The following is a 23,484-nucleotide window of genomic DNA, read 5'->3' as shown; positions in this document are numbered from 1 at the left end:
TCGTCACGCCAAGGCGTCGGACATCGACTTGAGTCCCAATCGGTCCAAGCGGAACAAGGAGGCGTCGAGCGCCTCCCGCCAAGCTGCGCCTCCGTCCCGTGCCTCCCGATACGCATCTTTCAGATCGGCGGTTCGACCCGTTGCCTGTAGCGCCGTAGCAAGTTTCGCCGCCTGCTCGAGGTCCTTCAAATCCTTGCCGGTCCCGATCTTTCGACGCGCCGCCACGATCAGCTTGTGAACCGCATAGCGGCTGGGATCGGGCACAAGAACTGGCACCCCCCCCTTGTGCAGCAGAACGGTACGAACAGGATCACGAAGAAGGAAATCGAGGAAGCGAAGCGGCGTCGCAGACGCGCCGCCAAGCGACGGCATTGCAGCAGGCTTGTCGGCATGATCGTCCGAGCCCCGGTTCGGCGTCAAGAACTCGACGCGAAGTCCTTGATCCGCCTTGAAGCGCGAAGGTCCCGCCTCGTCTCCCAATTGCGGTATCGGCCGAAAGCTCTCGTCCACACCTTTCAGCACGTCCAGCACCGGGGGGATCGTGTCCTCCACCGCGACCGAAATTGAATGGAAGAGCGCCAGATCGATGTCGCCGGTCTGGAGCGATGCGCCTGACATGCGGTAGCCGAGGACAGTTCCGTAGGTCTGGAAGGCGATGGTCCCGACGAGACATGCACGAAGCCTGAAAAGCCCCGCCTTCCAAACCGCCTCCACGACATCGCCGACGCGCTGCTCCGGCGCGAACAGGCGTGCTTCACGCACCAGCGTCGACACGATCCGGCGGCGCGCCTGGAAATCGTTCTTGTAGGTCTTGAACTTCTCGACGCGTCGGTTGATCGCTGCGTCGTCGGCCGGTCCGACGTAGACGCGTTTGTCAGCGGCGCCCCCGCGCAGCGACGGCTTGTAATACCAGTACTGCCGGTCCTTCGACTTCACCTTGATGAAGGAACCTGCTTCGTCGAAATCCGCATCGAACTGGGCGTCGAGGCAACGGTCTAGAAGTTCGGCAACCAATGTGGCGTAGGCAATATCGAGTCTTGCAGACATGGAACCTATACCCAAAATGCGATTTGGGTATAACCATGATCAAGAATGCCAGCCAGTGTCAACATACCCAATTCGCGAATTGGGTATAATTCCGGATAGCCGGCTCCATGGCTTCATTCACCTGCACCGCGCCTGCGACACTTGCCTGCGACATCGATCCCATTGAAAACATTGGCCGGATGGAAGATAATCCTAGCCGTGCGTGCGAACTGACCCATGAGGAGTTTCGTGACGCCAGTATCCTCCGGCAGTCCGGCTGCGCACGAACGTAGCGGGAAGGAGGATTTGTCATGGCAACGCTCAACAGAATGGGATCTCTCGGTCTCTCCGAACACCGGAGATGGGAGGACTTCGCGGCCATAGCGCTCGGCGCTCTGATCGTGGCTTCGCCATTCATCGCCGGGTTCGAGGGCATGACGACCATGTTCGTGACGACCATCGTTGCGGGTGGTCTCGTCATGGCCATCGGCCTGATGGAACTCGCCACTCACCGGATGTCCGAAGAGGCGGTGGCATTGGCCTGCGGCGTTTGGATGATCGCGTCGCCCTATGTGTTCAACTATGCAGGCGAACTGCGCGCCTGGCACATGGGCCTCGGCGCACTCGTCGCATTGCTGGCGCTGCTCGAGCTCTGGCAGCCGCACGGCAAGAAGGCGTGACGTCGAAATCCGGCAGGCGCGCCGAAATCAGTCCCGGCGCGCCTGTTCCCGATCAGCCTTTCTTCACCGCGGCCTGCGCCGCAGCGAGCCTTGCGATCGGCACGCGGAAGGGCGAGCACGACACATAGTCGAGCCCGATCTCCTCGCAGAAGTGGATCGAGGACGGGTCGCCGCCATGTTCGCCGCAGATGCCGAGCTTGATGTCGGGCCGCGTCGCGCGTCCCTTGTCAGCCGCCAGGCGCACCAGTTCGCCGACGCCCTCCTGGTCGAGCGAGACGAACGGGTCCTGGTCGATGATGCCCTTCTGGCGGTAGGTCTCGAGAAAGGACGAGGCGTCGTCGCGCGAGATGCCGAACGTCGTCTGCGTCAGATCGTTGGTTCCGAAGGAGAAGAATTCCGCCGCCTCCGCGATGACATGGGCGCGGATCGCCGCGCGCGGCAGTTCGATCATCGTGCCGACGAGATAGTCGATCTCCTCGCCCTTTTCCTTCATCACGGTCCTGGCGGTCTCGTCGATCCGCGCCTTAACGAAGTCGAGTTCCTTCATGATCCCGACGAGCGGCACCATGATCTCGGGCACGACCGGATTGCCGGTCTTCTTGCCCGCCTCGATCGCCGCCTCGAAGATCGCGCGCGCCTGCATCTCCGCGATCTCCGGATAGGAAACCGCGAGGCGGCAGCCGCGATGGCCGAGCATCGGGTTGAACTCGTGCAGCGCCTCGGTCCGTTCGGTCAGTTTCACCGGGTCGATGCCCAGCACCTTTGCCACCTCGCCGATTTCCTCTTCCGTCTTCGGCAGGAATTCGTGCAATGGCGGGTCGAGCAGGCGGATCGTGACCGGCAGTCCGGCCATGATCTCGAACAGTTCGACGAAGTCGGAGCGCTGCATCGGCAACAGCTTGGCGAGCGCGGCGCGGCGTCCGTCCTCGGTGTCGGCGAGGATCATCTCGCGCATGGAGATGATGCGGTCCTCGTCGAAGAACATGTGCTCGGTGCGGCACAGCCCGATGCCTTCGGCGCCGAACGAGCGCGCCGTGCGCGCGTCCGCGGGCGTTTCGGCATTGGCGCGCACCTTCATGCGCCGCGCACCGTCGGCCCATTCCATGATCGCGGCGAAATCGCCCGAAAGTTCCGGCTGCAACATCGGCACCGCGCCCTTGAGTACCTGCCCGCTGGCGCCGTCAATGGTGATCACGTCGCCCTTCTTCAGCGTCACGCCCATCGCCATCAGCGTGCCCGCGCGCGTGTCGACCCGAAGCCCGCCGGCGCCCGAGACGCAGGGCTTGCCCATGCCGCGCGCGACGACGGCCGCATGGCTCGTCATGCCGCCGCGTGTGGTCAGGATTCCCTCCGCCGCGTGCATTCCGTGAATGTCTTCCGGGCTCGTCTCGACGCGCACGAGAATGACCTTGCGGCCATGGCCCTTCAGTTCCTCCGCATCGTCCGAGGTGAAGACGATCTCGCCCGTCGCCGCGCCCGGCGAGGCGGGAAGTCCGGTTCCGATGATGTTGCGCTCGGCCTTGGGGTCGATGGTCGGGTGGAGAAGCTGTTCCAGCGACGCTGGATCGATGCGCGCGACCGCCTCGTCCCTGCCGATCAGCCCTTCGCCCGCCATGTCGACGGCAATCTTGAGCGCCGCCTTGGCCGTGCGCTTGCCCGAGCGCGTTTGCAACATCCACAACTTGCCGCGCTCGATGGTGAATTCGAGGTCCTGCATGTCGCGGTAGTGCCGCTCCAGCCGGTTCGCGATGTCGACGAAGGCCGCGAATGCCTCCGGCATCACCTTCTCCAGCGACGGCTTGTCGGAACCTGCGGCGATGCGCGCGGCTTCGGTCAGGTTCTGCGGCGTGCGGATGCCCGCCACCACGTCCTCACCCTGCGCGTTGACCAGGAACTCGCCGTAGAGCGCCTTCTCGCCGGTCGACGGGTTGCGTGTGAAGGCGACGCCGGTCGCAGACGTATCCCCCATATTGCCGAACACCATGGCCTGCACGTTGACGGCCGTGCCCCAGCTTTCGGGAATGTCGTGGAGGCGCCGATAGGTGATCGCGCGGTGGTTCATCCAGCTTGAGAACACCGCCCCGATCGCGCCCCAGAGCTGCTCGCGCGGGTCCTGCGGAAACGGCCTTTCAAGTTCCTCGACGACCTTCGTCTTGTAGAGATCGACGATCTGCCGCCAGTCGGCGGCGGACAGTTCCGTGTCGAGTTCGACCCCCCGCTGCGCCTTCTCGTCTTCCAGGATTTCCTCGAAGACTTCATGATCGAGCCCGAGCACCACGTCGCAATACATGGTGATGAAGCGGCGGTAGCTGTCGAAGGCGAAACGCTCGTCGCCGGCGTCGCGCGCCAGCGCCTCGACCGTCTCGTCGTTGAGGCCGAGATTCAAGACCGTGTCCATCATGCCGGGCATCGACGCGCGCGCGCCCGAGCGCACCGAGACCAGAAGGAGATTTTCGGGGTCCCCGAACCGCCTGCCGGCGATCCTGCCCACTTCGGTGAGCGCCGCATCCACCTGGGCTTCGAGTTCGCCCGGATAGGCGCGGCCATTGCCGTAATAATGGACGCAAGCCTCGGCCGTGATGGTGAAGCCGGGCGGAACCGGCAGGCCCAGATTGCACATTTCGGCAAGATTCGCGCCCTTGCCGCCGAGCAGGTTCTTGTCGCCGGCGCGCCCCTCCGCCTTGCCATCGCCGAATGCGTAGACCCACTTCGTCATGCCGTCCTCCGTGCTCGCGGTTTCGAGCGATAGAGTGCAGCGCAGCAAAAGGCAAGACGCCCCTCCCCAACTCCACTTCCTCAATCGATTGAGTGCCGGACACGCTTCATGTTCGCTTCTTTCGCTTGCCTTTCTCCCTTGGGCGAACTAGAACATAACATGAACACACATGGAGTTGACGAATGCGCAAGGATGGAAAGCTCGATTATCTCGAAATGCAGGCCGCCGGCGCGATCGACAGCGTCAAATCCTTCTACAGCGCCGCATTCGGCTGGACCTTCACCGATTACGGCCCGCGCTATTCGGCCTTTTCGGAAGGGCTCGACGGGGGTTTCGACGCATCGGCCGCGCAGGACGCAAAGCCGCTGCCGGTGCTGTATTCGGCCGATCTGGAAAGGACGCTTCGCCTGGTCGAAGACGCGGGCGCGACGATCAAGCGGCCCATTTTCGACTTTCCCGGCGGCCGGCGATTTCACTTCACCGATCCGGCCGGCAACGAGGTCGCGGTCTGGGCGGAATAGCTAATTCAGACGCACCAGCACGGCGCGCAATCTGCCCGTCGCGATCGCGACGTCCGGCGCGTTCTGCACCGCCATCAGATGGCGCAGGCGAAACTGCGCGTCATGGCCCTCGCCCTCTCCGATCAGCCGCCGGGCGCTTTTCGCCGCGTCGGCGAGGATTTCGCCCGAGAAGGTTTCCTTGTCGGCCCGCGCCTCGTCGAGAACGACGATGAGTTGCGACAGGCTTTCGAGCCAGGCAAAGCGCGGATTGCCGATCACGTCGAAGAGCAGCGTGTAGGGGTTGGAATAGGCCGGGTCGTCGCCGGCTTCGGCATGGATCAGCGCCTTGTGGAGATCGCGCAAGGCCGTCGACAGTTCGGCCGCCTTCTTCCGCCATTCCTCGCTCATACCGCCTCGCGCAATTGTTCCGCCGTCTCCAGGTCGACGGAGACGAGCTGGCTCACGCCCTGCTCGGCCATGGTCACCCCGAACAGCCGGTTCATCCGCGCCATGGTGATCGGGTTGTGGGTGATGATGACGAAGCGCGTCTCGGTCGTCGCGGCCATCTCGTCCATCAGATTGCAGAACCGCTCGACATTCTGGTCGTCGAGCGGCGCGTCCACCTCGTCGAGCACGCAGATCGGCGCCGGATTGGTCAGGAACACCGCGAAGATCAGCGCCATCGCCGTCAGCGCCTGCTCGCCGCCGGAAAGCAGCGTCATGGTCTGCGGCCGCTTGCCCGGCGGGCGGGCGAGGATTTCCAGCCCCGCTTCCAGCGGATCGTCGGATTCGATCAGTTGCAGTTCGGCCGTGCCGCCGCCGAACAGATGCGTGAACAGCCGGCGGAACTCGGCATCGACGCGGCCGAACGCGGCCAGAAGGCGCTCGCGCCCCTCGCGGTTCAGGCTCTGGATCGCCTCGCGCAGCCGCGCGATCGCCTCCACCACGTCGACCCGTTCCCTGGTGATGAGGTCGTAGCGATCCGACAATTCCCGCGCCTCCTCCTCGGCGCGCAGATTGACCGCGCCCAGGCGCTCGCGCTCGCCCTTCAGCCGGTCGAGTCGGCGCTCCACATCGGCGATTTCGGGTTCGGCCTGGTCGGCCAGAAGCTCGGCCTGCCGCGCCACCAGATGCGGCTCGACGCCGACCACCTCGCGCATCCGCGCTTCCACTTCCCTGCGCCGTTCCTCGGCGGCCGACAGCCGTTCCTCCGCCCGCCCGCGCTCCTCGCGCGCGCGGCTCAGCCCCTCGATCGCGTCGGTCGCCGCGCGGTCGAGCATCACCTGCCCCGTCTCGGCGCTCGCCAGCGCATCGGCTGCCAGCCTTCGGACAGCTTCCGCCTTGTCGATCTCGCCGGCCAGCGCGCGACGCCTCATCTCCAGTTCGCCCGGCGCATCGGCCAGCAGCGCCGCCTCCGCCGCCGCCTCGCCGCGCCGCGCGGTCAGCGCGTCCACCTGCGCACCGGCATTTTGCGCACGCGCCACCCAGCCCTGCCGCTCGGTTTCGATCGCGGCAAGCCTTCGCGCACGCTGCTCGGCCTCGCGAACCAGACCGTCGCGCGCGGCCCGCGCCTCGGCCTCGGCCTGGCGCGTGGCCGACACCTTTGCGGACAGGTCGGAAAATTCCGCGTCGAGCGCGGTCGGGTCGGGCGCCTCGGCCAGCGCCGTCTCGGCCTCAGTGCGGACGCGCGCGATCTCCGCCAGCGCCTCGGCCAGCCGCTTCGCGGTCTCGTCCAGCCCGCCGCGCCGGTTGTCGATCTCGCCGCGCGCGCGTTCGGCCTGCGCCAGTGCCTCGCGCCTTTCGCCGACGGTCTTTTGCGCAAGGCGCAGACGCTCGCGCGCAGACCGCTCGGCATCGGTCGCGTGGCGCGCCATTTCTTCCGCCTGCTTCAGCGCGGCCTCGCTGCTCGCGACCGCCTCCCGCGCCGCTTCCTGCTCGCGCTCGAGTTCGGCGAGGCGATTGCGCTGCGCCAGCCTTTGCGCGGCGGCGGTCGGCGCGTCGGCGCCAGCCACGATTCCGTCCCAGCGCCACAAATCACCCTCGCGCGAGACCAGCATCTGGCCCGCTGCGAGCCCGCCATGCAGCCGCGCGCCGTCTTCTCTCGAAACCACCCCGATTTGCCGCAACCGGCGGGCAAGCTCGAGCGGCGCGGTCACATATCCCGCCAGCGCCTCGACGCCCGCCGGCAGTTCCGGGTCGCCATCGCCTTCGATCGCCGTCCACCGCGCAGCCGCGCCGACATCGAGCGGCAGGTCGAGATCGTCGCCCAGCGCTGCCCCCAGCGCCGTCTCATAGCCGCGCGCGACCGAAATCTTGTCGAGCACCGGCAGATATTTCGCATCGCCGCCTGCGGACAGGATTTTCGCCAATGTCCGCGCTTCCGTTTCCACCCGCGCCAGCGCGTTGCGCGCTTCCTGCACCGGCGGCCGCGCGGCCGCTTCCGCTGCTCGCGCCGGAGGCACAGCCGCCTCGGCCGCAGTCACCCCGTCTTCCGCCTCCGCGCGCTCGGTTTCGGCACGCTCAAATTCGGCTCGCCGTTCAGCCGGGTCGGGCAGGTTCGCGGCCTTCGCGTCGAGCGCGGCCAGTTCCGCCGCGTTGGCCTGGCTCTGGCGCTCGGTCCGCATCTGGCTCTCGCCGAGATCGCGCAGCGTCTTCTGCACCTGCGCGCGGATCGCCGCGTTTTCGGCTCGCTTCGCCGTCACCGACGACAATTCGCGCTCCAAGCCGGCCAGCCGGTCGGAGAGTTCGACCAGCCGCGCGGCCGCATCCGCCTCGCGCTCGCCCTGCCCCTCGCCGGCTGTTTTAAGTTCGGCCTCCTCTGCCGCCAGCCGTTCGAGAATGCCGGCATTCTCCCTCATCAATTGCCGCTCGCGCGCAATGTCGGCATCGGCCTGCGCGAGGCGCTTGGCGAGTTCATCGCGCCGCGCGGCGATGCGCTTCGTCTCTTCCTCGAGCTGCGTGCGCGCGATCGTCAGGCGTTGCAGCACGGCGGCGGCCGCCGCCTCCGCCTCGCGCAGGCGGGGCAGCTTGTGCGCGCCGACGGCCTGCTCCTTCGCCGCCTCGATCTGCGCCTGCGCCTGCTCTGCCACCAGCGACGTCGCGCGCGCCAGCGCCGATTTCGCCTCGCCTTCCTGCGCCTTGGCGTGGACCCAGCGCAGATGAAGCAGCGTCGCCTCCGCCTTGCGGATGTCGGCCGACAGCGTCTTGAAGCGCAGCGCCTGCCGCGCCTGCCGCTTCAAACTGTCGATCTGCGTCGTCAGTTCGCCGGTCACGTCGTCGAGCCGTTCGAGATTCTGTTCGGCCGCGCGCAGGCGCAGTTCCGCCTCGTGGCGGCGCGAATGCAGGCCGGAAATGCCGGCCGCTTCTTCCAGAAGCGCGCGGCGCGCCTGCGGTTTTGCCTGGATCAGTTCGCCGATGCGCCCCTGTCCCACCATCGAGGGCGAGCGCGCGCCGGTCGACTGGTCGGCGAAGAGAAGCTGCACGTCCTTGGCGCGCGCTTCCTTGCCGTTGATCCGGTAGACCGAGCCGGACGCGCGCTCGATCCGGCGCGAAACCTGCAATTCATCGGCAGTGTTGAAGGCGGCGGGCGCGGTGCGGTCGGAATTGTCGAGGAAAAGCGTGACTTCGGCGGTGTTGCGCGCCGGCCGCGTGCCCGAGCCGGAAAAGATCACGTCGTCCATGCCGGACGCGCGCATGTTCTTGTAGGAGCTTTCGCCCATCACCCAGCGCAGCGCCTCGACGAGGTTCGACTTGCCGCAGCCATTCGGCCCGACCACGCCCGTCAGGCCGCGCTCGATGACGAATTCACCGGGATCGACGAAGGATTTGAAGCCGAGAAGGCGGAGCCGGTTGAAGCGCATCAGCGCATGGCCCGAAGTTCGGGCACGGCATGGCCGCGCCCGATTGCGTAGAAGAGGACGCTAGAGCATCGAATCGATGATGGCCGACATCTCGTCAACCGACAGTGCCCCCGAATACTTGTTGCCGTTGATGAAGAATGTCGGCGTCGCCTCGACACCGAAATCATTCTGGCCGCGAGCCCTTACCGCCCGGATTTCATCGAGAAGCGCCTGATCCGTCAAGCAAGCCTCGAAGGATTCCTGTGTAAAGCCGCCGAGGCGTGCAATCCTCAGGAGCGCTTCGCGCGCATTGTCGACCGGAACCCAGCTATTCTGCTGCTTAAAGAGCACGTCCGACATGGCGAAATAGTTGCTGTCCGCGCAGCGCGCCAGCATCGCGCCGGCCTCGGCACGCGGGTCGAACGGGAATTCGCGCACGATGAGGCGCGCCTGGCCCGTATCGATGTACTTCTCCTTGATCGTCGGCAGCGTGTTGTTGTGGAAATTGCCGCAGTGGCCGCAGGTCATCGACGCATATTCGACGATCGTCACCGGTGCGTCGGGCTCGCCCAAAACCTTGTCTTCCAGCGTGCCCGGCTCGAGCAGGGCTGCCATATCGACCGTGCCCTGCGGGTTCGGGGCGGTAGCGCCCGTCGTCACCGGATCGGTCGTGCCCGAAGCGGCGGCCGCGTTGTTCGCTGTCCCGCTGTCGCTGCAAGATGCGAGCGCAAAGCTTGCTGCGGGCAGCGCGACGAGCGAGGTCAGAATATGTCTGCGCGACAAGTAAGAGGCCATTCGAATCACCTTGCGTCCAGTTTCAGTGTTGCCTGCATTCCATCCCTCTAACGAGCGAATACGGCAAGGATCGTCCCTTTCCTACCGCCAAAGCGCGACACTGTGTTCACAAAGGTGCGACTTTCGGGGTGCGGATTCAAGCGCTGCGACGTTTCGCGCCGATCACCTCGGCGCCGAGCCGCTCCAGCGCGGCGCGCAGGCCGTCATCCTCGATCTGCGCGGTCACGCTCTTCAGATGCGCCTCCTGACGCCCGTCGAGCTTGGCCGGCCCCGGCCGCTTGAGCACCGTATCCACCGCGACCGGCTTCTGCACGATACGGATTCGCCCGACGGCTGAAAAGCCGAGGAAGCCGTTGACGCGGCCGATCACCTCGCCGGTCTCGTGCTGTAGCGCCAGCGCCGCCATGCCCTCGCAGGCAACGACCAGCGTCGCCGGCTCGAACGGGTCGTTCTCGCCCATGCGGCGCGGCCAGACGATCTTTTCCGGCCGCGAGGCCGAAGCGATGCGCTCGCCGACGATCTCCTCCCAGGACTGGATCAGCGCGACGGATATGCCGGCGCGCTTCTTGAGCACCGGGTCGAGGATGCGGGTCGCCAGGTCGGCAACCGGCTGGGCGCCCCACGGCCCTTTTGGTTTGCCTGCCATCGGAAATCCTCTATGCGCTTGAGTTGAACGACCCTATCAGGAACGAAAGAATGGCGCCATCGGGCGACGGAACATGGTTCGATGCCGAACGGGGAAAACGCGTCGCGGCGGCGCTTCTCGCCTGGTACGACAAGCATCACCGCGACCTGCCCTGGCGCATCCCGCCGCGCGATCTCGCGGCCGGATCGCGCACCGATCCCTATCGCGTCTGGCTGTCGGAGATCATGCTTCAGCAGACGACGGTCGAGGCGGTAAAGCCTTATTTTCTCACGTTCATCGAGCGCTGGCCGACCGTCTCCGACCTCGCGGCGGCGGACAGCGACGACATCATGAAGGCATGGGCCGGACTTGGCTACTACTCGCGTGCGCGAAATCTGAAAACCTGCGCGGAAGTGATTGAAAATGTCCATGATGGTGCATTTCCGAACACCGAAACCGGCCTGCTCGCGCTCCCCGGCATCGGCCCCTACACCGCCGCCGCCATCGCTGCCATCGCGTTCGACCGGCCGGCCGCCGTGGTCGACGGCAATGTCGAGCGCGTCTTCACCCGCCTTGCCGCCATCGCCACGCCGCTGCCGAAAGCCAAGAGCGAAATCAAGGACTTGGTCGCACTTGCTGTGCCCCTGAATCGCCCCGGCGACTTCGCACAGGCGACGATGGATCTCGGCGCGACCATCTGCACGCCGCGCCGGCCGAAATGCCTGATGTGCCCGGTCAGGGACGAGTGCCTCGCCCTGCGCCAGGGCGACCCGGAGCACTACCCGGTCAAGGCCGCCAAGGCGGAAAAGCCGCTGCGGCGGGGCGCGGCGTTCGTGGCGATCCATGACGGGGCGATCTTTCTGCGCAAGCGCGAGGCGAAGGGGCTCCTCGGCGGCATGGCCGAAGTGCCGTCGACGGGCTGGACTTCGCGCACCGACGGCGAACTTGTCCCCGGCGCCGCGCCGTTTGCGGCGAAATGGGAGAATTCCGGCTCGATCTCCCACGTCTTCACCCATTTTGCGCTGGAACTGACCGTCTTTCGCGCTGAAATCGAGCGAAAACCCGTCGAAAACGGCGGCTGGTGGACGCCGCTCGAAGATATCCACACGCAAGCGCTGCCGACTGTCATGAAGAAGGCAATCGAGGCTGCCATACCCGGATCGACGAAAGCCAGAGCGAAGGAAAAATCGCGTTGAGAGAAATCCGCCACATCGTCTTCGACATCGGCAAGGTGCTGATCCACTACGACCCCGACCTCGCCTATCGCGACCTCATCCCCGATGCCGACGACCGCCGCTGGTTCCTTGAGACGGTGACGACCGGCGACTGGAACATAGAGCAGGATCGGGGTCGTAGCTGGCCGGACGCCGAGGCGCTGCTGGTCGCCGATTTTCCCGACCACGAGCCCCACATCCGCGCCTTCCGGCAGAACTGGCACAAGATGGTGCCGCACGCCTATGACGACAGCGTCGCGATCCTCGAAGCGCTGATCGATGACGGGCACGACGTCACCATGCTGACCAATTTCGCCACCGACACCTTCGCCGAAGCCAAGGAGCGGTTCGCGTTTCTCAGCAAACCGCGCGGCGTCACGGTTTCGGGCGCGTGCGGGCTGATCAAGCCGGACACCGCTATCTATCACCTCCACGCACGCACGTTCGGGCTGAACCCCACGCACACGCTGTTCATCGACGACAGCGCGAAGAATGTGGAAGGGGCGAAGGCTGCGGGGTGGCAGGCGGTGCAGTTTACGGATGCCGCAACGCTGGAGCGGCATCTGGCAGGTTACGGCATCGCCACCTGAGAGGGCTTCAAGCCCCCGCGCGATCCATGCCCAGCCGCGCGATGCGGCGCAGTTCGTCGATCTGGTTGAGGCCGCCGGAACGCTCGTAGTGCCAGAAGGTCCAGCCATTGCAGGCGTCGAGGCCCTGCACCAGGGCGCCGACCTTGTGGATCGAGCCGGACATGTCGCCGACCGCGACGGTGCCGTCGGCGCGCACGCGGGCCTGCCAGCGGCGCTTGACGTCATGGAGCACCGCGCCGGGCTTGATGAGGCCGGAATCGATGAGGCTGACGAAGGCGACGCGCGGTTCGGCGCGCTTGCCGGTCAGGACGGAGAGATCCATGTCGGCCAAGGGCTTGACGCGGTCGATGCGCTCCTGCGCGGCGTCGATATAGGTCTGGTCGCGCTCGATGCCGACGAAGTGGCGGCCGAGGCGCTTGGCGACGGCGCCGGTCGTGCCCGAACCGAAAAACGGGTCGAGCACGACATCGCCGGGCCTGGTCGAGGAGAGCATGACGCGGGCGAGAAGCGCCTCCGGCTTCTGGGTCGGGTGGACCTTGTTGCCGTTCTCGTCCTTCAGCCGCTCATTGCCGGTGCAGATCGGGAACAGCCAGTCGGAGCGCATCTGCACGTCGTCATTGGCCGCCTTCATGGCGTCGTAGTTGAAGGTGTAGCCCTTCGCCTTCGGGTCGCGCGAGGCCCAGATCATGGTCTCGTGGGCGTTCTGGAAGCGGCGGCCGCGAAAGTTCGGCATCGGGTTGGTCTTGCGCCAGACGACGTCGTTCAGGATCCAGAAGCCGAGATCCTGCATGATCGCGCCGACGCGGAAGATGTTGTGGTAGGAGCCGATGACCCAGATCGTGCCGTTCGGCTTCAGGACGCGGCGCGCGGCGAGCAGCCAGGCGCGGGTGAAGGCGTCATAGGCGGCGAAGCTTTCGAACTGGTCCCACTCGTCGTCGACCGCGTCGACCTTGGACTGGTCGGGACGGTGAAGGTCGCCTTCGAGCTGGAGATTGTAGGGCGGGTCGGCGAAGATGACGTCGACGGAATGGTCGGGCAGCCTGTTCAGCGCCGCGACGCAATCCCCTTTCAGGATCGTGTCGAGCCAGACGGAGCTTTCGGCTGAGGGGGAAAGGTCGGCAAGGTGACGCACGGCAGACATTAGGATACCCGATACTCGACAACACGCATTTACTGGCCGTTATGGTTACCGATCACCGTTAACATCGCGTGAAGGCTGGCGAATTGCCCCCTTGGCCGCAGTCGTGTACGAGGCGGCAACTCCCAATGTGACTGGATTTGCCATGGCTGCTCCCGAACTCGTCATTTTCGATTGCGACGGCGTGCTCGTCGATTCCGAGATCATCGCCGCGCGCGTCGAGGCGGAGATTCTTTCGGCCGCGGGCTACGAGATCAGCGCCGAGGAACTGGCGGAAACCTATGCCGGCCTGACGTTTCGAGAAATCATGCTGCGGATCGAGCGCGAGGCGGCGATCCCGTTCCAGATCTCGATGCTGGACGAGGTGGAAAGGCGCGTCGACCAGCGGCTGAAGGCCGAGGTCAAGGCGATCGAGGGCGTGCATGAGGCCGTTGCAGCGGTGACGGGCAAGCGTGCGATCTGCTCCAATTCGAGCACCGAACGGCTCGACATGATGCTGACCAAGGTGCGGCTGAAGCCCTTCTTCGAGGGCGTCGTCTTCTCCTCGCGCGACACGCCGTCGGGCAAGCCAAAGCCCTCGCCCGACGTCTTCCTGCACGCGGCCGAAACGCTGGCGGCCAATCCGGCGAAGACCTTCGTCATCGAGGATTCGATCCACGGCATCCAGGGCGCGAAGCTTGCCGGGATGCGGGTGATCGGCTTCACCGGCGCCTCGCACACCCATCCGGGCCACGCGGACATGCTGACCGAGGCGGGAGCGGAAACCGTCATCCGCCGCCACGCCGACCTGCCGGCGACGCTCGCCGCGCTCAGCGCCTGGTCGGAGGACTGAAGCCATGATGCGTTGGCCGACGATCCTCGCCATCATCGCCTCGTGTCTGATTGCAACAACCGGAGCGAAGGCGGCGGAAATCTGCACTCTGATCGCCGACGGAAAGAGCGGCGCGGTGTTGATGGAACGCGGCGACTGCCATACGCCCGTCACGCCGGCTTCCACGTTCAAGGTGCCGCTGGCGGTAATGGGCTATGATGCGGGCTTCCTGACCGCGCCCGACGCACCGGTGCTCGATTTTCAGGAAGGCTACCCGGACTGGATCGCCGAATGGCGCCGCCCCACCGACCCCGCCGCATGGATGCGCCATTCCGTCGTCTGGTATTCGCAGCGGATCACGCAAGCACTCGGGGCGGAGCGATTGTCGGCCTATGCCGCGGCTTGGGGCTACGGCAATGCCGATTTCTCCGGTGATCCGGGATTTGACAACGGGCTCGAACGCGCCTGGATCGCCTCGTCGCTACAAGTATCGCCAGTCGAGCAGGTCCGGTTTCTCCACGGCCTGGTGAACCGGACGCTGCCGGTGTCTGCGGCCGCGATGGACATGACCGTCGCGATCGTCGAGGGACATTCGGCGGGCGAGTGGTCGGTCAGGGGCAAGACGGGTTCGGCCTTTCCGCGCCTTGCCGACCGCAGTTTCGACCGGTCGCGCGCATGGGGCTGGTATGTCGGTTGGGCGACGAAAGGAGAGCGCAGCGTGGTCTTTGCAAGGCTGAACCAGGACGAGCAGCGAACGGAAGGGCCGAGCGGCATACGTGCGCGTGGCGGGTTCCTGGCGGAGTTGCCGGGGCTGATGGCGGGGCTGTAGTGGGCGCCCCGCCGCGTTGGGTCAGCGGGCCTCGGGCACGGCGAGGCGCACGAAGATGCGGGTCTGCTGGGCGCCGGCCTGCGGGATGAGGATCGCCGGGTCGTTGAAGACGAACTGCGTCGCGCCGGCCGTATCGGTGACCTGGACGCCGTAATTCACCGGATTGGAATAGACGACCTCGCCGCCGCGGCGCGCCTCGACGACCAGCGGCAGGGACACCTGCCCCGGCCTGCCGGCAGGGCCGGGGACGACGCGGCCTGCGACGGCGACGTTCACCGTGATCGCGTCGGCCGAATAGGAACAGGCGCGCGTGGTATCGGAAATGGTGGTGCGCTGGACGAGCCGCGCGGCATCGCCCTCGCCGCCACGCTCATATTGCGACCAGACCGTGCCCGTCGTCTCCAGAATGACCTGCGGGCAGTAGGCGCGCAGTTCCTCGACATTGACCTGGGCAGGCTGTGCCGCCACCGCGGCGCCGTCGCTCGACTGGCAGCCGGCAGTGGCCAGAAGGGAGCCGAGGCTCGCCAGCACGGCAAGATGACGGATCGACGAACGACAAATCGGCATGGACGGCCCTTCCCTCACGCAAAGCTGGTGTTCTATACCAACCCCGCAATCAAAATGCGACCGGACCTCATGCGTTTTCCAAAGGGGGCCGAAGCCGCAGAGAAACGGAATCCGATGCGCTTTTCGAGTACGCGCGGCGAGGCGCCGCAACTTGGCTTCGCCGATGTCCTTCTCGCCGGGCTTGCCCGCGATGGCGGGCTCTATCTTCCCGACGCCTGGCCGCAATTTTCCGCCGCCGACATCCGCGCGATGCGCGGTTTGACATACCCGGAACTGGCGATCCGGCTCTTGACGCCGTTCGTTGCCGAAGACATCGCCGATGGCGATTTCCGCCGCATCGTCGAGGACGCCTATGCGACCTTCCGGCACGAGGCGGTGTGCCCGCTCGTCCAGACGGGCGCCAACGAACATGTGCTCGAACTCTTCCACGGCCCGACGCTCGCCTTCAAGGACGTGGCGATGCAGTTGCTCGCGCGCCTGATGGACCATGTGCTGGAACAGCGCGGCCAGCGGGCGACGATCTGCGGCGCGACTTCGGGCGACACTGGCGGCGCGGCGATCGACGCCTTCGCCGGGCGCGACCGGACCGACATCTTCATCCTGTTCCCACACGGCCGCGTCTCGCCCGTCCAGCAGCGCCAGATGACGACCTCGACGCAGGCCAACGTCCATGCGCTCGCCATCGAGGGCAATTTCGACGACTGCCAGGCGCTGGTGAAGGGCATGTTCAACGACCATTCGTTCAGGGATCGCGTGATGCTCTCGGGCGTCAACTCGATCAACTGGGCGCGGATCATGGCGCAGATCGTCTATTACTTCTCGTCCGCCATCACGCTCGGCGCGCCGGACCGGCCGGTCTCGTTCACCGTGCCGACCGGCAATTTCGGCGACATCTTCGCCGGCTATGCGGCCAAGAAGATGGGACTTCCCATCGACAGGCTCGTCATCGCCACCAACGACAACGACATCCTGGCGCGCACCTTCGAGACCGGGCACTACGAGACGCGCGGCGTCGTCGCCACCACCTCGCCCTCAATGGACATCCAGATCTCGTCCAATTTCGAGCGGCTCCTGTTCGAGGCGGCGGGGCGGGATGCGGCAAGCGTGCGGCGCTCGATGGAGAGCCTGAAGCAGTCGGGTGCCTTCACCATCGATGCCGGTCCGCTCGAAGCGATGCGGGCGGAGTTTGCCGCCGGGCGCGCGAATATCGGCGAGACGGCGAAGACGATCCGCCAAACGCTCGAAAAATCGGGTTATCTCGCCGATCCGCACACGGCGATCGCGATCAAGGTCGCGCGCGATTTCAAGGGTGATCCGGCGGTGCCGATGGTCGTGCTTTCGACCGCGCATCCGGCGAAATTTCCCGATGCCGTCCAGGCGGCGAGCGGGGTCGATCCCGCGCTGCCCGCCTGGCTCGGCGACCTGATGACGAGGGCCGAGAAATTCGACGTCCTTCCATCCGACCTGAAAATGTTGGAAGATCACATCGACCGCCACACAAGAGCGGCCGCAAACCAGTAAGGCGCGTCCCCGTCCACCGACGCGCATTGTCCAGGGAGTACGACCCGCATGAGGGTTGAGGTTAGCCGTTTGTCGAACGGCCTGACGGTTGCAACCGAAACGCTGCCGCATATCGAATCCGTGTCACTCGGAATCTGGGTCAAGTCCGGCTCGCGCGACGAACGAGACGACGAGCATGGCATCGCCCATCTGCTCGAACACATGGCGTTCAAGGGCACCGGCAAGCGTGCGGCTTGGCAGATCGCATCCGATATCGAGAATGTCGGCGGCGAGATCAATGCGGCGACGAGCGTCGAGACGACGTCCTTCTTCGCGCGCGTGCTCAAGGACGACGTGCCGCTCGCCATCGACATCCTCGCCGACATCCTGATGGATTCGAAATTCGACGCGGACGAACTGGAGCGCGAGAAGCACGTAATCTTGCAGGAGATCGGCGCGGCGCACGATACGCCCGACGACATCGTCTTCGACCGGTTCACCGAAACGGCTTTCCGGCACCAGACGCTCGGCCGGTCCATTTTGGGGACATCTGAAACGGTCCGCGCGTTCACCTCGCAGCAATTGCGCGGCTTCCTCGAGCGGCAATATGCGGCCGACCGGATGATCGTCGTCGCGGCCGGCGCGGTCGACCACGACGGCTTCGTGCGCGAGGTCGAAAAACGCCTCGGCTCGTTCCAGCCGCGATGCGAGGCGACGCTGCCCCAGCTTGCGCATTATGTCGGCGGCGATTTCCGCGAAAGCCGCGATCTGATGGACGCGCAGATCGTGCTCGGCTTCGAGGGCCGCGCCTATCACGTGCGCGACTTCTACGCTTCGCAGGTGCTCTCCATGATCCTCGGCGGCGGCATGTCGTCCCGCCTCTTCCAGGAAGTGCGCGAGCGGCGCGGGCTGTGCTACTCCGTCTACGCCTTCCATTGGGGGTTTTCGGACACGGGCATCTTCGGCATCCACGCCGCGACCGGCAAGGAGGACATTGCCGAACTGACGACGGTGCTTCTGGGCGAACTCAGGAAATCGGGCGAGGCCATCCTGCCCGAGGAACTCGACCGGGCGCGGGCGCAGTATCGCGCCGGGCTCTTGATGTCGCAGGAGAGCCCGTCGAGCCGGGCCTCGCAGATCGCGCGGCAATTGCTGCTCTACGGACGCCCGATCCCGATGGAGGAACTGATGGACCGGCTGTCGAAGCTGACGACCGACCGGCTGGCCGACCTTTCCTCGCGCCTTTTTTCGGCCCGGCCGACCATCGCCGCCGTCGGGCCCGTCGGAACGCTGCCGGCCTTCGAGACGGTCACCGACCTGCTGGCGAGTGCCCCGGCGCCGGCGCGCAAGCTCGCCGTCTGACAAGGCGATGCCGTTCCCGCCTTTCGTCAGAAGCGCCATGCCGGCGTTGTCGGGCGGCGGCGTCACGCTTCGCCCGCCCCGCAAGCGCGATCACGAGGAATGGGCCCGTCTGCGCCAGGACAGCCGCGCCTTCCTCGAACCGTGGGAGCCGCGCTGGCCGGCCGACGACCTCGACTATTCGGCCTGGCGCCAAAGGTTGCGGCGCTACAATGCGGAAGCCGCGGCGGGCACAGGCCACGCCTTCCTGATCTTCGAAAACGAAAAGGGCCGGCTCGTCGGCGGCATTTCCGTTGGAAACATCCGCCATGGCGTCGCTCAATCGGCGCAGATCGGCTATTGGATGGGGGAACGTTACGCTGGCCGGGGGCTGATGCAGGCGGCGATGAAGCTCGCGCTGTCCCATGCCTTCGACACGCTGAAACTGCATCGGCTCGAAGCGGCCTGCATTCCCGACAATGCACGCTCGATCCGCGTGCTTGAAAATGCCGGATTCCGGCGCGAAGGACTGTTGCGATCCTATCTGCGCATCAACGGCGTGTGGCGGGATCATCTTCTCTACGCCCTGATTGCCGAAGAGCATCGGGCCAGACACGAACGAGGCTGAGGTTTGGGGCGTTTCAAGGCCAGCGCGATCCTGGTTTTCCTGGCGGTCCTGATTGGGGTCGCCGCCAGACCCGCATTCGCGCTCGATCCCGTCGCCATCACCGGCAACGAGGCGGCCATCGAGTTGACCGATCGGGTCGACCTCTACCGCAACCAGGGCTCGAGCTTCCAGGTCTCGACCGCGCCCGGCACCGACGGCATCGTGCGCCGCATCGAGGTCGAGGCAAACGACGAGCGCTCGTCGGGCGACTGGGCGGTGTTCGCGATCTCCAACCCGACCGACCGGCAGATCGACCGGCTGATCGTCGCCCCGCATTTCAGGCTGGTGGATTCGGGAATGATCTGGCCCGATCTCGGCTCCAGCCGCATCGCCGCCATCACGCCGTCGGAGGGGTTCGCGCTCGACCGGCAGGCCGCCCCCGACAGCGACGTCTTCCTCGTCACGCTCAATCCGGGCTCGATCGTCACCTTCGTCGCCGAACTCGCCTCGCCCGACCTGCCGCAGTTGCGGCTGTGGGAACCGGAAGCCTACAAGGACAACGTCAACTCCTACACGCTCTTCCGCGGCATCGTCATCGGCATCGCCGGCCTGCTGGCGCTGTTCCTGACCATCCTCTTCGTCGTCAAGGGAACCTCGCTCTTCCCCGCCACGGCGGCGCTCGCCTGGTCGGTTCTCGCCTATATCTCGATCGATTTCGGCTTTCTGACCCGCGTCATCGAGATCACGCCCGGCAACGAGCAGATCTGGCGCGCGGGCGCGGAAGTCGCGCTCGCCACCACCATCGTCGTCTTCCTGTTCGCCTATCTCAACCTCAACCGCTGGCACTGGCATTTCAGCTATGCGGCGCTCGCCTGGGTGTTCGGGCTCCTGATGATCGCGGGCGTCGCGACCTTCGACCCGGCAATCGCGTCCGGCATCGCGCGGCTTTCCTTCGCGGTGACGGCGGTCGCGGGGCTCGGCCTCATCGGCACGTTCGCGATCAAGGGTTACGACCGGGCGGTGATGCTCATACCCAGTTGGCTGATGATCCTCGCCTGGCTGGCGGCCGCCTATATGGCGGTGACCGGCGGCATCGACAACGACATCATCCAGCCGGCGCTTGGCGGCGGACTCGTGCTCGTCGTGCTCCTGATCGGCTTCACCGTCATGCAGCACGCCTTTGCCGGCGGCGGCCTGCAACAGGGCCTTTTCAGCGACCTCGAACGCCAGGCGCTCGCCGTGACCGGTGCCGGCGACACGGTCTGGGACTGGGACGTGACCCGCGACCGGATCGTCACCCGGCCCGACATCGCGCGCCAGCTCGGGCTGGAAGCGAACAGCCTGCACGGCCCGGCGCGCAACTGGCTGCCTGCGCTCCATTCCGACGACCGCGACACCTTCCGAACGCTGCTCGACGTCATCCTCGAACACCGGCGCGGCCGCATCGGACAGGCGTTCCGGTTGCGCGGCGCCGACGGTCATTTCCACTGGTTCACGCTGAAGGCGCGGCCGGTGATCGGATCGGACGGCGAAATCCTGCGCTGCGTCGGCACCATGGTCGACACGACGGAGCAGAAGAAGGCGGAGGAGCGCCTGCTTCACGATGCCGTCCACGACAATCTCACCGGCCTGCCCAACCGTCAGATCTTCGTCAGCCGTCTCGACGCGCTGCTTTCCGTCGCCAAGTCCGAAGACGCGATCCGGCCTTCCGTCTTCGTCATCGACCTCGACCGGTTCAAACAGGTCAATGACAGCCTCGGCATCTCGGCCGGCGACACGATCCTGCTTACCGTCGCACGCCGGCTGCACCGCATCTTGAAGCCCAAGGACAGCCTGTCGCGCATTGCGGGCGACCAGTTCGCGCTGATGCTGGTGTCCGAACAGGACCCGGTGCGGGTCGCGGCCATCGCCGAGGCGGTGCGGGACGCGATCAGCGCGCCGATCACCTTCGCCAAGCGCGAGATCGTGCTGACGGCGTCGATCGGGCTCGTCTCGTGGACCATCAACACGACGAATTCGGCCGACATGCTGAAGGACGCGGAACTCGCCATGCACCAGGCCAAGCGCTTTGGCGGCGACCGGATCGAACCGTTCCGCCCGGCCTTCCGCACCGGTGGCAGCGACCGGCTCCAGATCGAATCCGACATGCGCCGCGCCGTCGAGCGCGGCGAGATGCAGCTTGCCTACCAGCCGATCATCCGTCTCGAAAACGGCACCATCGCCGGCTTCGAGGCGCTGATGCGCTGGGAGCATCCGCGACGGGGCGCCATTCCGCCCGGCGAATTCATCCCGGTCGCCGAGAGCTGCGGGCTGATCGTGCAACTCGGCCAGTTCGCCATGCAGAAGGCGGCCGACGACCTGCATGAATGGCTGAAGCTTGCCGGCGACCTGCCGCTTTTCGTCTCGGTCAATCTGTCGAGCCGGCAGCTTCTGCGCCGCGACCTCGTCTCGGACGTGCGCTCGGTCATCGCCCGCGCCTCGATCAAGCCGCGAAATTTCCGGCTGGAGCTGACCGAGTCGCTGGTGATGGACAATCCCGAACAGGCCGCGCATGTGCTCGCCAAGCTGCGCCAGATCGGCATCGGGCTGTCGCTCGACGATTTCGGCACCGGCTATTCCTCGCTCGCCTATCTGACGCGCTTTCCCTTCGACACGATCAAGATCGACCGCAGCTTCGTCGAGGATGCGAGTCCGAAGCGGCTCGTCCTGCTGCGCTCCATGGTCAACATGGCGCATGAACTCGGCCTGTCGGTCGTCGCCGAAGGCGTCGCGCAGGACAGCGACGCGGAGGAGTTGCGCGAGTTCGGCTGCGAATATGTCCAGAGCTTCGCCTTCGGCCAGCCGATGTCGGCCGGCGAGATCGTGCGGATGCTGAAGGAAAAGCCGGCACCGGCCGCAGCGGCGGAGTAGCGTCCGGCGACGTGTAGAGCCTTTGATCGCCCGGCCTGCGGCCGTGCGGACCCCCACCCTTCATCCCTCCCCACAAGGGGGAGGGAGTCGCCGACGTCGCGCCTTGATCTCCAAACCGCGTATTGCATTGAAGGGCCTGCATGGCGCTGACGACCTCCCTCCCCCTTGTGGGGAGGGATACAAGGTGGGGGTCAACTCAGAAAAACCAGTGTTCCGACAATCTCAGGCGTGGCCGGCCTGGGCGCTGAGGCGGGTGAGGTCGATGCCGAGCGAGGCGAGGACCCGATCGTACTGGCTGGCGAGATCGCCGTCGAAGAGCAGGCCGGGGCTGGCCGGACAGGTCAACCAGCCATTCTCCGCAATTTCCTGCTCAAGCTGGCCCGCGCCCCATCCCGAATAGCCGAGCGCCATCAGGGCGCGTTGCGGCCCCTTGCCGGTGGAGATCGCGCGCAGGATGTCGATGGTCGCCGTCAGGCAGACGTCGCCGGCGACGGGCAGCGAGGACTCGACCATGTAGTCGTCGGAATGGAGGACGAAGCCGCGCGAGCGGTCGACCGGACCGCCATTGCGGATGATGATCGAGCGCGCCGGCTCGGGCAGGCGGATCGCCTCCTCCTCCTCCAGAACGTCGAGCTGGACCAGAAGATCGGGAAAGAGAAGCTGCTGCGGCTGGTTGACGATCAGCCCCATCGCGCCTTCTTCCGAATGGGCGCACAAATAGACGACCGAGCGCTCGAAGCGCTCGTCCTGCATTCCCGGCATCGCGATCAGGAACTGGTTCTCCAGGAAACCCTGACCTGCGGCACCCTTTCTGTGGCCCAGTATGTCCATGTCGAAATCGTAACCCGTTTCCGATAAAGGCGAAAGTCAAGCCGGTGTCATTTGTTGAACCGTCATCACCGCGAAATGATCCATCGGAACCAGGCGGGACATTGCCAAGACCGGCGCGGCGGGTCAAAACCGGTGGCATGAAAGCCCGATCTGCACTTCTCGCGGCCGTTGCCTTTTTCGTGCCCGCCCTCGCTCATGCCGGCGCCAGCGACTGGCACGAAATGACCGGCGGCAAGCTGCGGCTCGTGACCGAGCGGACGGCAGACTCCGATGGCGTCTTGCGCGGGGCGCTCGAAATCCGCCTCGACGAAGGCTGGAAAACCTACTGGCAGGAGCCGGGCGAAAGCGGCGTCGCGCCGCAGATTTCGCTGCACGAGGCCGCATCCGCCGCAAGCGTCGCGCTGCGTTTTCCCGCGCCGCAACGCTTCGACGACGGCGCGTCGCAATGGGCGGGATATGACGGGGACGTCACGCTGCCGATCATCGTCTCGGGCCTTGCCGACATCGAAGCGCCGCTCGGCGTCGACATCTTCCTCGGCGTCTGCGAGACGATCTGCGTGCCCGTGCAGACGACGCTGACCGCAACGCCTTCCGACGACATCGGACCGCTCGACGAGGCCGGAATCGGCCGCGCCTTCGCCAATCTGCCAGGCGAGGCACAAAACGGATTCGAGGTCGTCGGCGCGAGCCGGAAGGCGGACGTGCTGGCCATCGAGGTCGACCTGCCGAACGGAATCGAAACGGCCGATCTCTTCCTCGCCGGCCATGACGGGCTGATGCTCGCCGCGCCGGAATTTACGCCCGGTTCTTCGGGCGGGATCTTCACCGCACGCATCCTGTCGACAGACAAGGATGGCGCGGTCGCCGCCGACTACACGCTGGTCGCGGGCGACGCGGCGGTAGCCGGCACGCTCGCCCTGCCCTGACGCATTGCCAAGGCGGGCGCGGCCCGCTATCGCGGAACTCCC

Annotated in this window: 20 protein-coding genes; 11 read left to right on the top strand and 9 right to left on the bottom strand. The window is 65.9% G+C overall.

Features of this window, described 5'->3' with window-relative positions; translation table 11 throughout:
- Positions 1–3 precede the first annotated feature (3 nt).
- Positions 4–1,047: a GSU2403 family nucleotidyltransferase fold protein gene (locus PZ895_RS15890; protein ID WP_275839974.1), complete on the bottom strand. Its 1,044-nt coding sequence runs from the start codon at positions 1,045–1,047 to the stop codon at positions 4–6.
- A gap of 290 nt (positions 1,048–1,337) precedes the next feature.
- Between PZ895_RS15890 and PZ895_RS15885 the strand changes: the two genes are divergently transcribed.
- On the top strand, positions 1,338–1,706 hold the full coding sequence (locus PZ895_RS15885; RefSeq protein ID WP_275839973.1) for an SPW repeat protein: 369 nt from the start codon (positions 1,338–1,340) through the stop codon (positions 1,704–1,706).
- Positions 1,707–1,758: 52 nt separating this feature from the next.
- On the opposite strand, the gene ppdK is transcribed toward PZ895_RS15885, so the two are convergent.
- Positions 1,759–4,422 carry a pyruvate, phosphate dikinase gene (gene ppdK / locus PZ895_RS15880; RefSeq protein ID WP_275839972.1) on the bottom strand — a complete coding sequence of 888 codons (2,664 nt, stop codon included), beginning with the start codon at positions 4,420–4,422 and terminating at the stop codon, positions 1,759–1,761.
- 182 nt (positions 4,423–4,604) lie between these two features.
- On the opposite strand from ppdK, the gene PZ895_RS15875 reads away from it, so the two are divergent.
- Positions 4,605–4,943: a VOC family protein gene (locus PZ895_RS15875; protein WP_275839971.1), complete on the top strand. Its 339-nt coding sequence runs from the start codon at positions 4,605–4,607 to the stop codon at positions 4,941–4,943.
- On the opposite strand, the gene PZ895_RS15870 is transcribed toward PZ895_RS15875, so the two are convergent.
- From PZ895_RS15870 to PZ895_RS15855, 4 genes are all read right to left on the bottom strand, one after another.
- On the bottom strand, positions 4,944–5,330 hold the full coding sequence (locus PZ895_RS15870; RefSeq protein ID WP_275839970.1) for a hypothetical protein: 387 nt from the start codon (positions 5,328–5,330) through the stop codon (positions 4,944–4,946).
- Complete coding sequence (gene smc, locus PZ895_RS15865; protein ID WP_275839969.1) at positions 5,327–8,782, bottom strand: chromosome segregation protein SMC; 3,456 nt, start codon at positions 8,780–8,782, stop codon at positions 5,327–5,329. The genes PZ895_RS15870 and smc overlap by 4 nt, the downstream gene beginning before the upstream one ends.
- Before the next feature lie 60 nt (positions 8,783–8,842).
- Positions 8,843–9,556 (bottom strand): DsbA family protein, encoded by a 714-nt coding sequence (locus PZ895_RS15860; protein WP_275839968.1) that lies wholly within the window; start codon positions 9,554–9,556, stop codon positions 8,843–8,845.
- A 136-nt stretch (positions 9,557–9,692) separates the two neighbouring features.
- Complete coding sequence (locus PZ895_RS15855) at positions 9,693–10,202, bottom strand: DciA family protein (RefSeq protein ID WP_275839967.1); 510 nt, start codon at positions 10,200–10,202, stop codon at positions 9,693–9,695.
- 50 nt (positions 10,203–10,252) lie between these two features.
- On the opposite strand from PZ895_RS15855, the gene mutY reads away from it, so the two are divergent.
- Both mutY and PZ895_RS15845 read left to right on the top strand, forming a co-directional pair.
- Positions 10,253–11,377, top strand: coding sequence for an A/G-specific adenine glycosylase (gene mutY / locus PZ895_RS15850; RefSeq protein ID WP_275839966.1), 1,125 nt, complete (start codon positions 10,253–10,255; stop codon positions 11,375–11,377).
- Positions 11,374–11,985, top strand: a complete 612-nt coding sequence (locus PZ895_RS15845; RefSeq protein ID WP_275839965.1) for an HAD family phosphatase — start codon at positions 11,374–11,376, stop codon at positions 11,983–11,985. The genes mutY and PZ895_RS15845 overlap by 4 nt, the downstream gene beginning before the upstream one ends.
- Before the next feature lie 7 nt (positions 11,986–11,992).
- Here PZ895_RS15845 and PZ895_RS15840 read toward each other — a convergent pair whose 3' ends face one another.
- Positions 11,993–13,126, bottom strand: coding sequence for a site-specific DNA-methyltransferase (locus tag PZ895_RS15840; RefSeq protein WP_275839964.1), 1,134 nt, complete (start codon positions 13,124–13,126; stop codon positions 11,993–11,995).
- Between the two features lie 142 nt (positions 13,127–13,268).
- On the opposite strand from PZ895_RS15840, the gene PZ895_RS15835 reads away from it, so the two are divergent.
- Positions 13,269–13,955: an HAD family phosphatase gene (locus tag PZ895_RS15835; protein ID WP_275839963.1), complete on the top strand. Its 687-nt coding sequence runs from the start codon at positions 13,269–13,271 to the stop codon at positions 13,953–13,955.
- 4 nt (positions 13,956–13,959) lie between these two features.
- Positions 13,960–14,763 (top strand): class D beta-lactamase, encoded by an 804-nt coding sequence (gene blaOXA, locus PZ895_RS15830; RefSeq protein ID WP_275839962.1) that lies wholly within the window; start codon positions 13,960–13,962, stop codon positions 14,761–14,763.
- A gap of 21 nt (positions 14,764–14,784) precedes the next feature.
- Here the strand turns inward: blaOXA and PZ895_RS15825 are convergent, their stop codons facing one another.
- Complete coding sequence (locus tag PZ895_RS15825; protein WP_275839961.1) at positions 14,785–15,330, bottom strand: hypothetical protein; 546 nt, start codon at positions 15,328–15,330, stop codon at positions 14,785–14,787.
- 114 nt (positions 15,331–15,444) lie between these two features.
- Here PZ895_RS15825 and thrC point away from each other — a divergent pair, with 114 nt between their 5' ends.
- From thrC to PZ895_RS15805, 4 genes are read left to right on the top strand one after another with little or no spacing between them, the layout of a single operon-like run.
- The gene (gene thrC / locus PZ895_RS15820; protein WP_275839960.1) at positions 15,445–16,851 is read left to right on the top strand and encodes a threonine synthase; all 1,407 of its coding nucleotides are present in this window, start codon (positions 15,445–15,447) and stop codon (positions 16,849–16,851) included.
- A gap of 48 nt (positions 16,852–16,899) precedes the next feature.
- Positions 16,900–18,192 (top strand): pitrilysin family protein, encoded by a 1,293-nt coding sequence (locus PZ895_RS15815; protein WP_275839959.1) that lies wholly within the window; start codon positions 16,900–16,902, stop codon positions 18,190–18,192.
- Between the two features lie 7 nt (positions 18,193–18,199).
- Complete coding sequence (locus PZ895_RS15810) at positions 18,200–18,796, top strand: GNAT family protein (protein ID WP_275839958.1); 597 nt, start codon at positions 18,200–18,202, stop codon at positions 18,794–18,796.
- A 30-nt stretch (positions 18,797–18,826) separates the two neighbouring features.
- The gene (locus PZ895_RS15805; RefSeq protein WP_275840080.1) at positions 18,827–21,685 is read left to right on the top strand and encodes an EAL domain-containing protein; all 2,859 of its coding nucleotides are present in this window, start codon (positions 18,827–18,829) and stop codon (positions 21,683–21,685) included.
- A gap of 222 nt (positions 21,686–21,907) precedes the next feature.
- Here the strand turns inward: PZ895_RS15805 and PZ895_RS15800 are convergent, their stop codons facing one another.
- Complete coding sequence (locus tag PZ895_RS15800; protein ID WP_275839957.1) at positions 21,908–22,516, bottom strand: YqgE/AlgH family protein; 609 nt, start codon at positions 22,514–22,516, stop codon at positions 21,908–21,910.
- A 137-nt stretch (positions 22,517–22,653) separates the two neighbouring features.
- Here PZ895_RS15800 and PZ895_RS15795 point away from each other — a divergent pair, with 137 nt between their 5' ends.
- Entirely contained in the window at positions 22,654–23,442 is a 789-nt protein-coding gene (locus tag PZ895_RS15795) for a protein-disulfide reductase DsbD domain-containing protein (protein WP_275839956.1), read from the top strand.
- Positions 23,443–23,484: the final 42 nt, after the last annotated feature.

Origin of the sequence: Mesorhizobium sp. YIM 152430, from assembly GCF_029210365.1 — a bacterium.
In the GTDB taxonomy this organism is placed as follows: domain Bacteria; phylum Pseudomonadota; class Alphaproteobacteria; order Rhizobiales; family Rhizobiaceae; genus Aliihoeflea.
This window is presented reverse-complemented; position numbering and strand designations above follow the sequence as displayed.

Bases quoted from the DNA above. Each gene is read 5' to 3' on its own strand.
- thrC (WP_275839960.1), top strand. From the start codon at position 15,445: ATGCGCTTTTCGAGTACGCGCGGCGAGGCGCCGCAACTTGGCTTCGCC.
- PZ895_RS15810 (WP_275839958.1), top strand. From the start codon at position 18,200: ATGCCGTTCCCGCCTTTCGTCAGAAGCGCCATGCCGGCGTTGTCGGGC.
- PZ895_RS15875 (WP_275839971.1), top strand. From the start codon at position 4,605: ATGCGCAAGGATGGAAAGCTCGATTATCTCGAAATGCAGGCCGCCGGC.
- mutY (WP_275839966.1), top strand. From the start codon at position 10,253: ATGGCGCCATCGGGCGACGGAACATGGTTCGATGCCGAACGGGGAAAA.
- PZ895_RS15800 (WP_275839957.1), bottom strand. From the start codon at position 22,516: ATGGACATACTGGGCCACAGAAAGGGTGCCGCAGGTCAGGGTTTCCTG.
- PZ895_RS15825 (WP_275839961.1), bottom strand. From the start codon at position 15,330: ATGCCGATTTGTCGTTCGTCGATCCGTCATCTTGCCGTGCTGGCGAGC.
- PZ895_RS15855 (WP_275839967.1), bottom strand. From the start codon at position 10,202: ATGGCAGGCAAACCAAAAGGGCCGTGGGGCGCCCAGCCGGTTGCCGAC.
- PZ895_RS15840 (WP_275839964.1), bottom strand. From the start codon at position 13,126: ATGTCTGCCGTGCGTCACCTTGCCGACCTTTCCCCCTCAGCCGAAAGC.
- PZ895_RS15885 (WP_275839973.1), top strand. From the start codon at position 1,338: ATGGCAACGCTCAACAGAATGGGATCTCTCGGTCTCTCCGAACACCGG.
- PZ895_RS15860 (WP_275839968.1), bottom strand. From the start codon at position 9,556: ATGGCCTCTTACTTGTCGCGCAGACATATTCTGACCTCGCTCGTCGCG.
- smc (WP_275839969.1), bottom strand. From the start codon at position 8,782: ATGCGCTTCAACCGGCTCCGCCTTCTCGGCTTCAAATCCTTCGTCGAT.
- ppdK (WP_275839972.1), bottom strand. From the start codon at position 4,422: ATGACGAAGTGGGTCTACGCATTCGGCGATGGCAAGGCGGAGGGGCGC.
- PZ895_RS15815 (WP_275839959.1), top strand. From the start codon at position 16,900: ATGAGGGTTGAGGTTAGCCGTTTGTCGAACGGCCTGACGGTTGCAACC.
- PZ895_RS15890 (WP_275839974.1), bottom strand. From the start codon at position 1,047: ATGTCTGCAAGACTCGATATTGCCTACGCCACATTGGTTGCCGAACTT.
- PZ895_RS15835 (WP_275839963.1), top strand. From the start codon at position 13,269: ATGGCTGCTCCCGAACTCGTCATTTTCGATTGCGACGGCGTGCTCGTC.
- blaOXA (WP_275839962.1), top strand. From the start codon at position 13,960: ATGATGCGTTGGCCGACGATCCTCGCCATCATCGCCTCGTGTCTGATT.
- PZ895_RS15870 (WP_275839970.1), bottom strand. From the start codon at position 5,330: ATGAGCGAGGAATGGCGGAAGAAGGCGGCCGAACTGTCGACGGCCTTG.
- PZ895_RS15795 (WP_275839956.1), top strand. From the start codon at position 22,654: ATGAAAGCCCGATCTGCACTTCTCGCGGCCGTTGCCTTTTTCGTGCCC.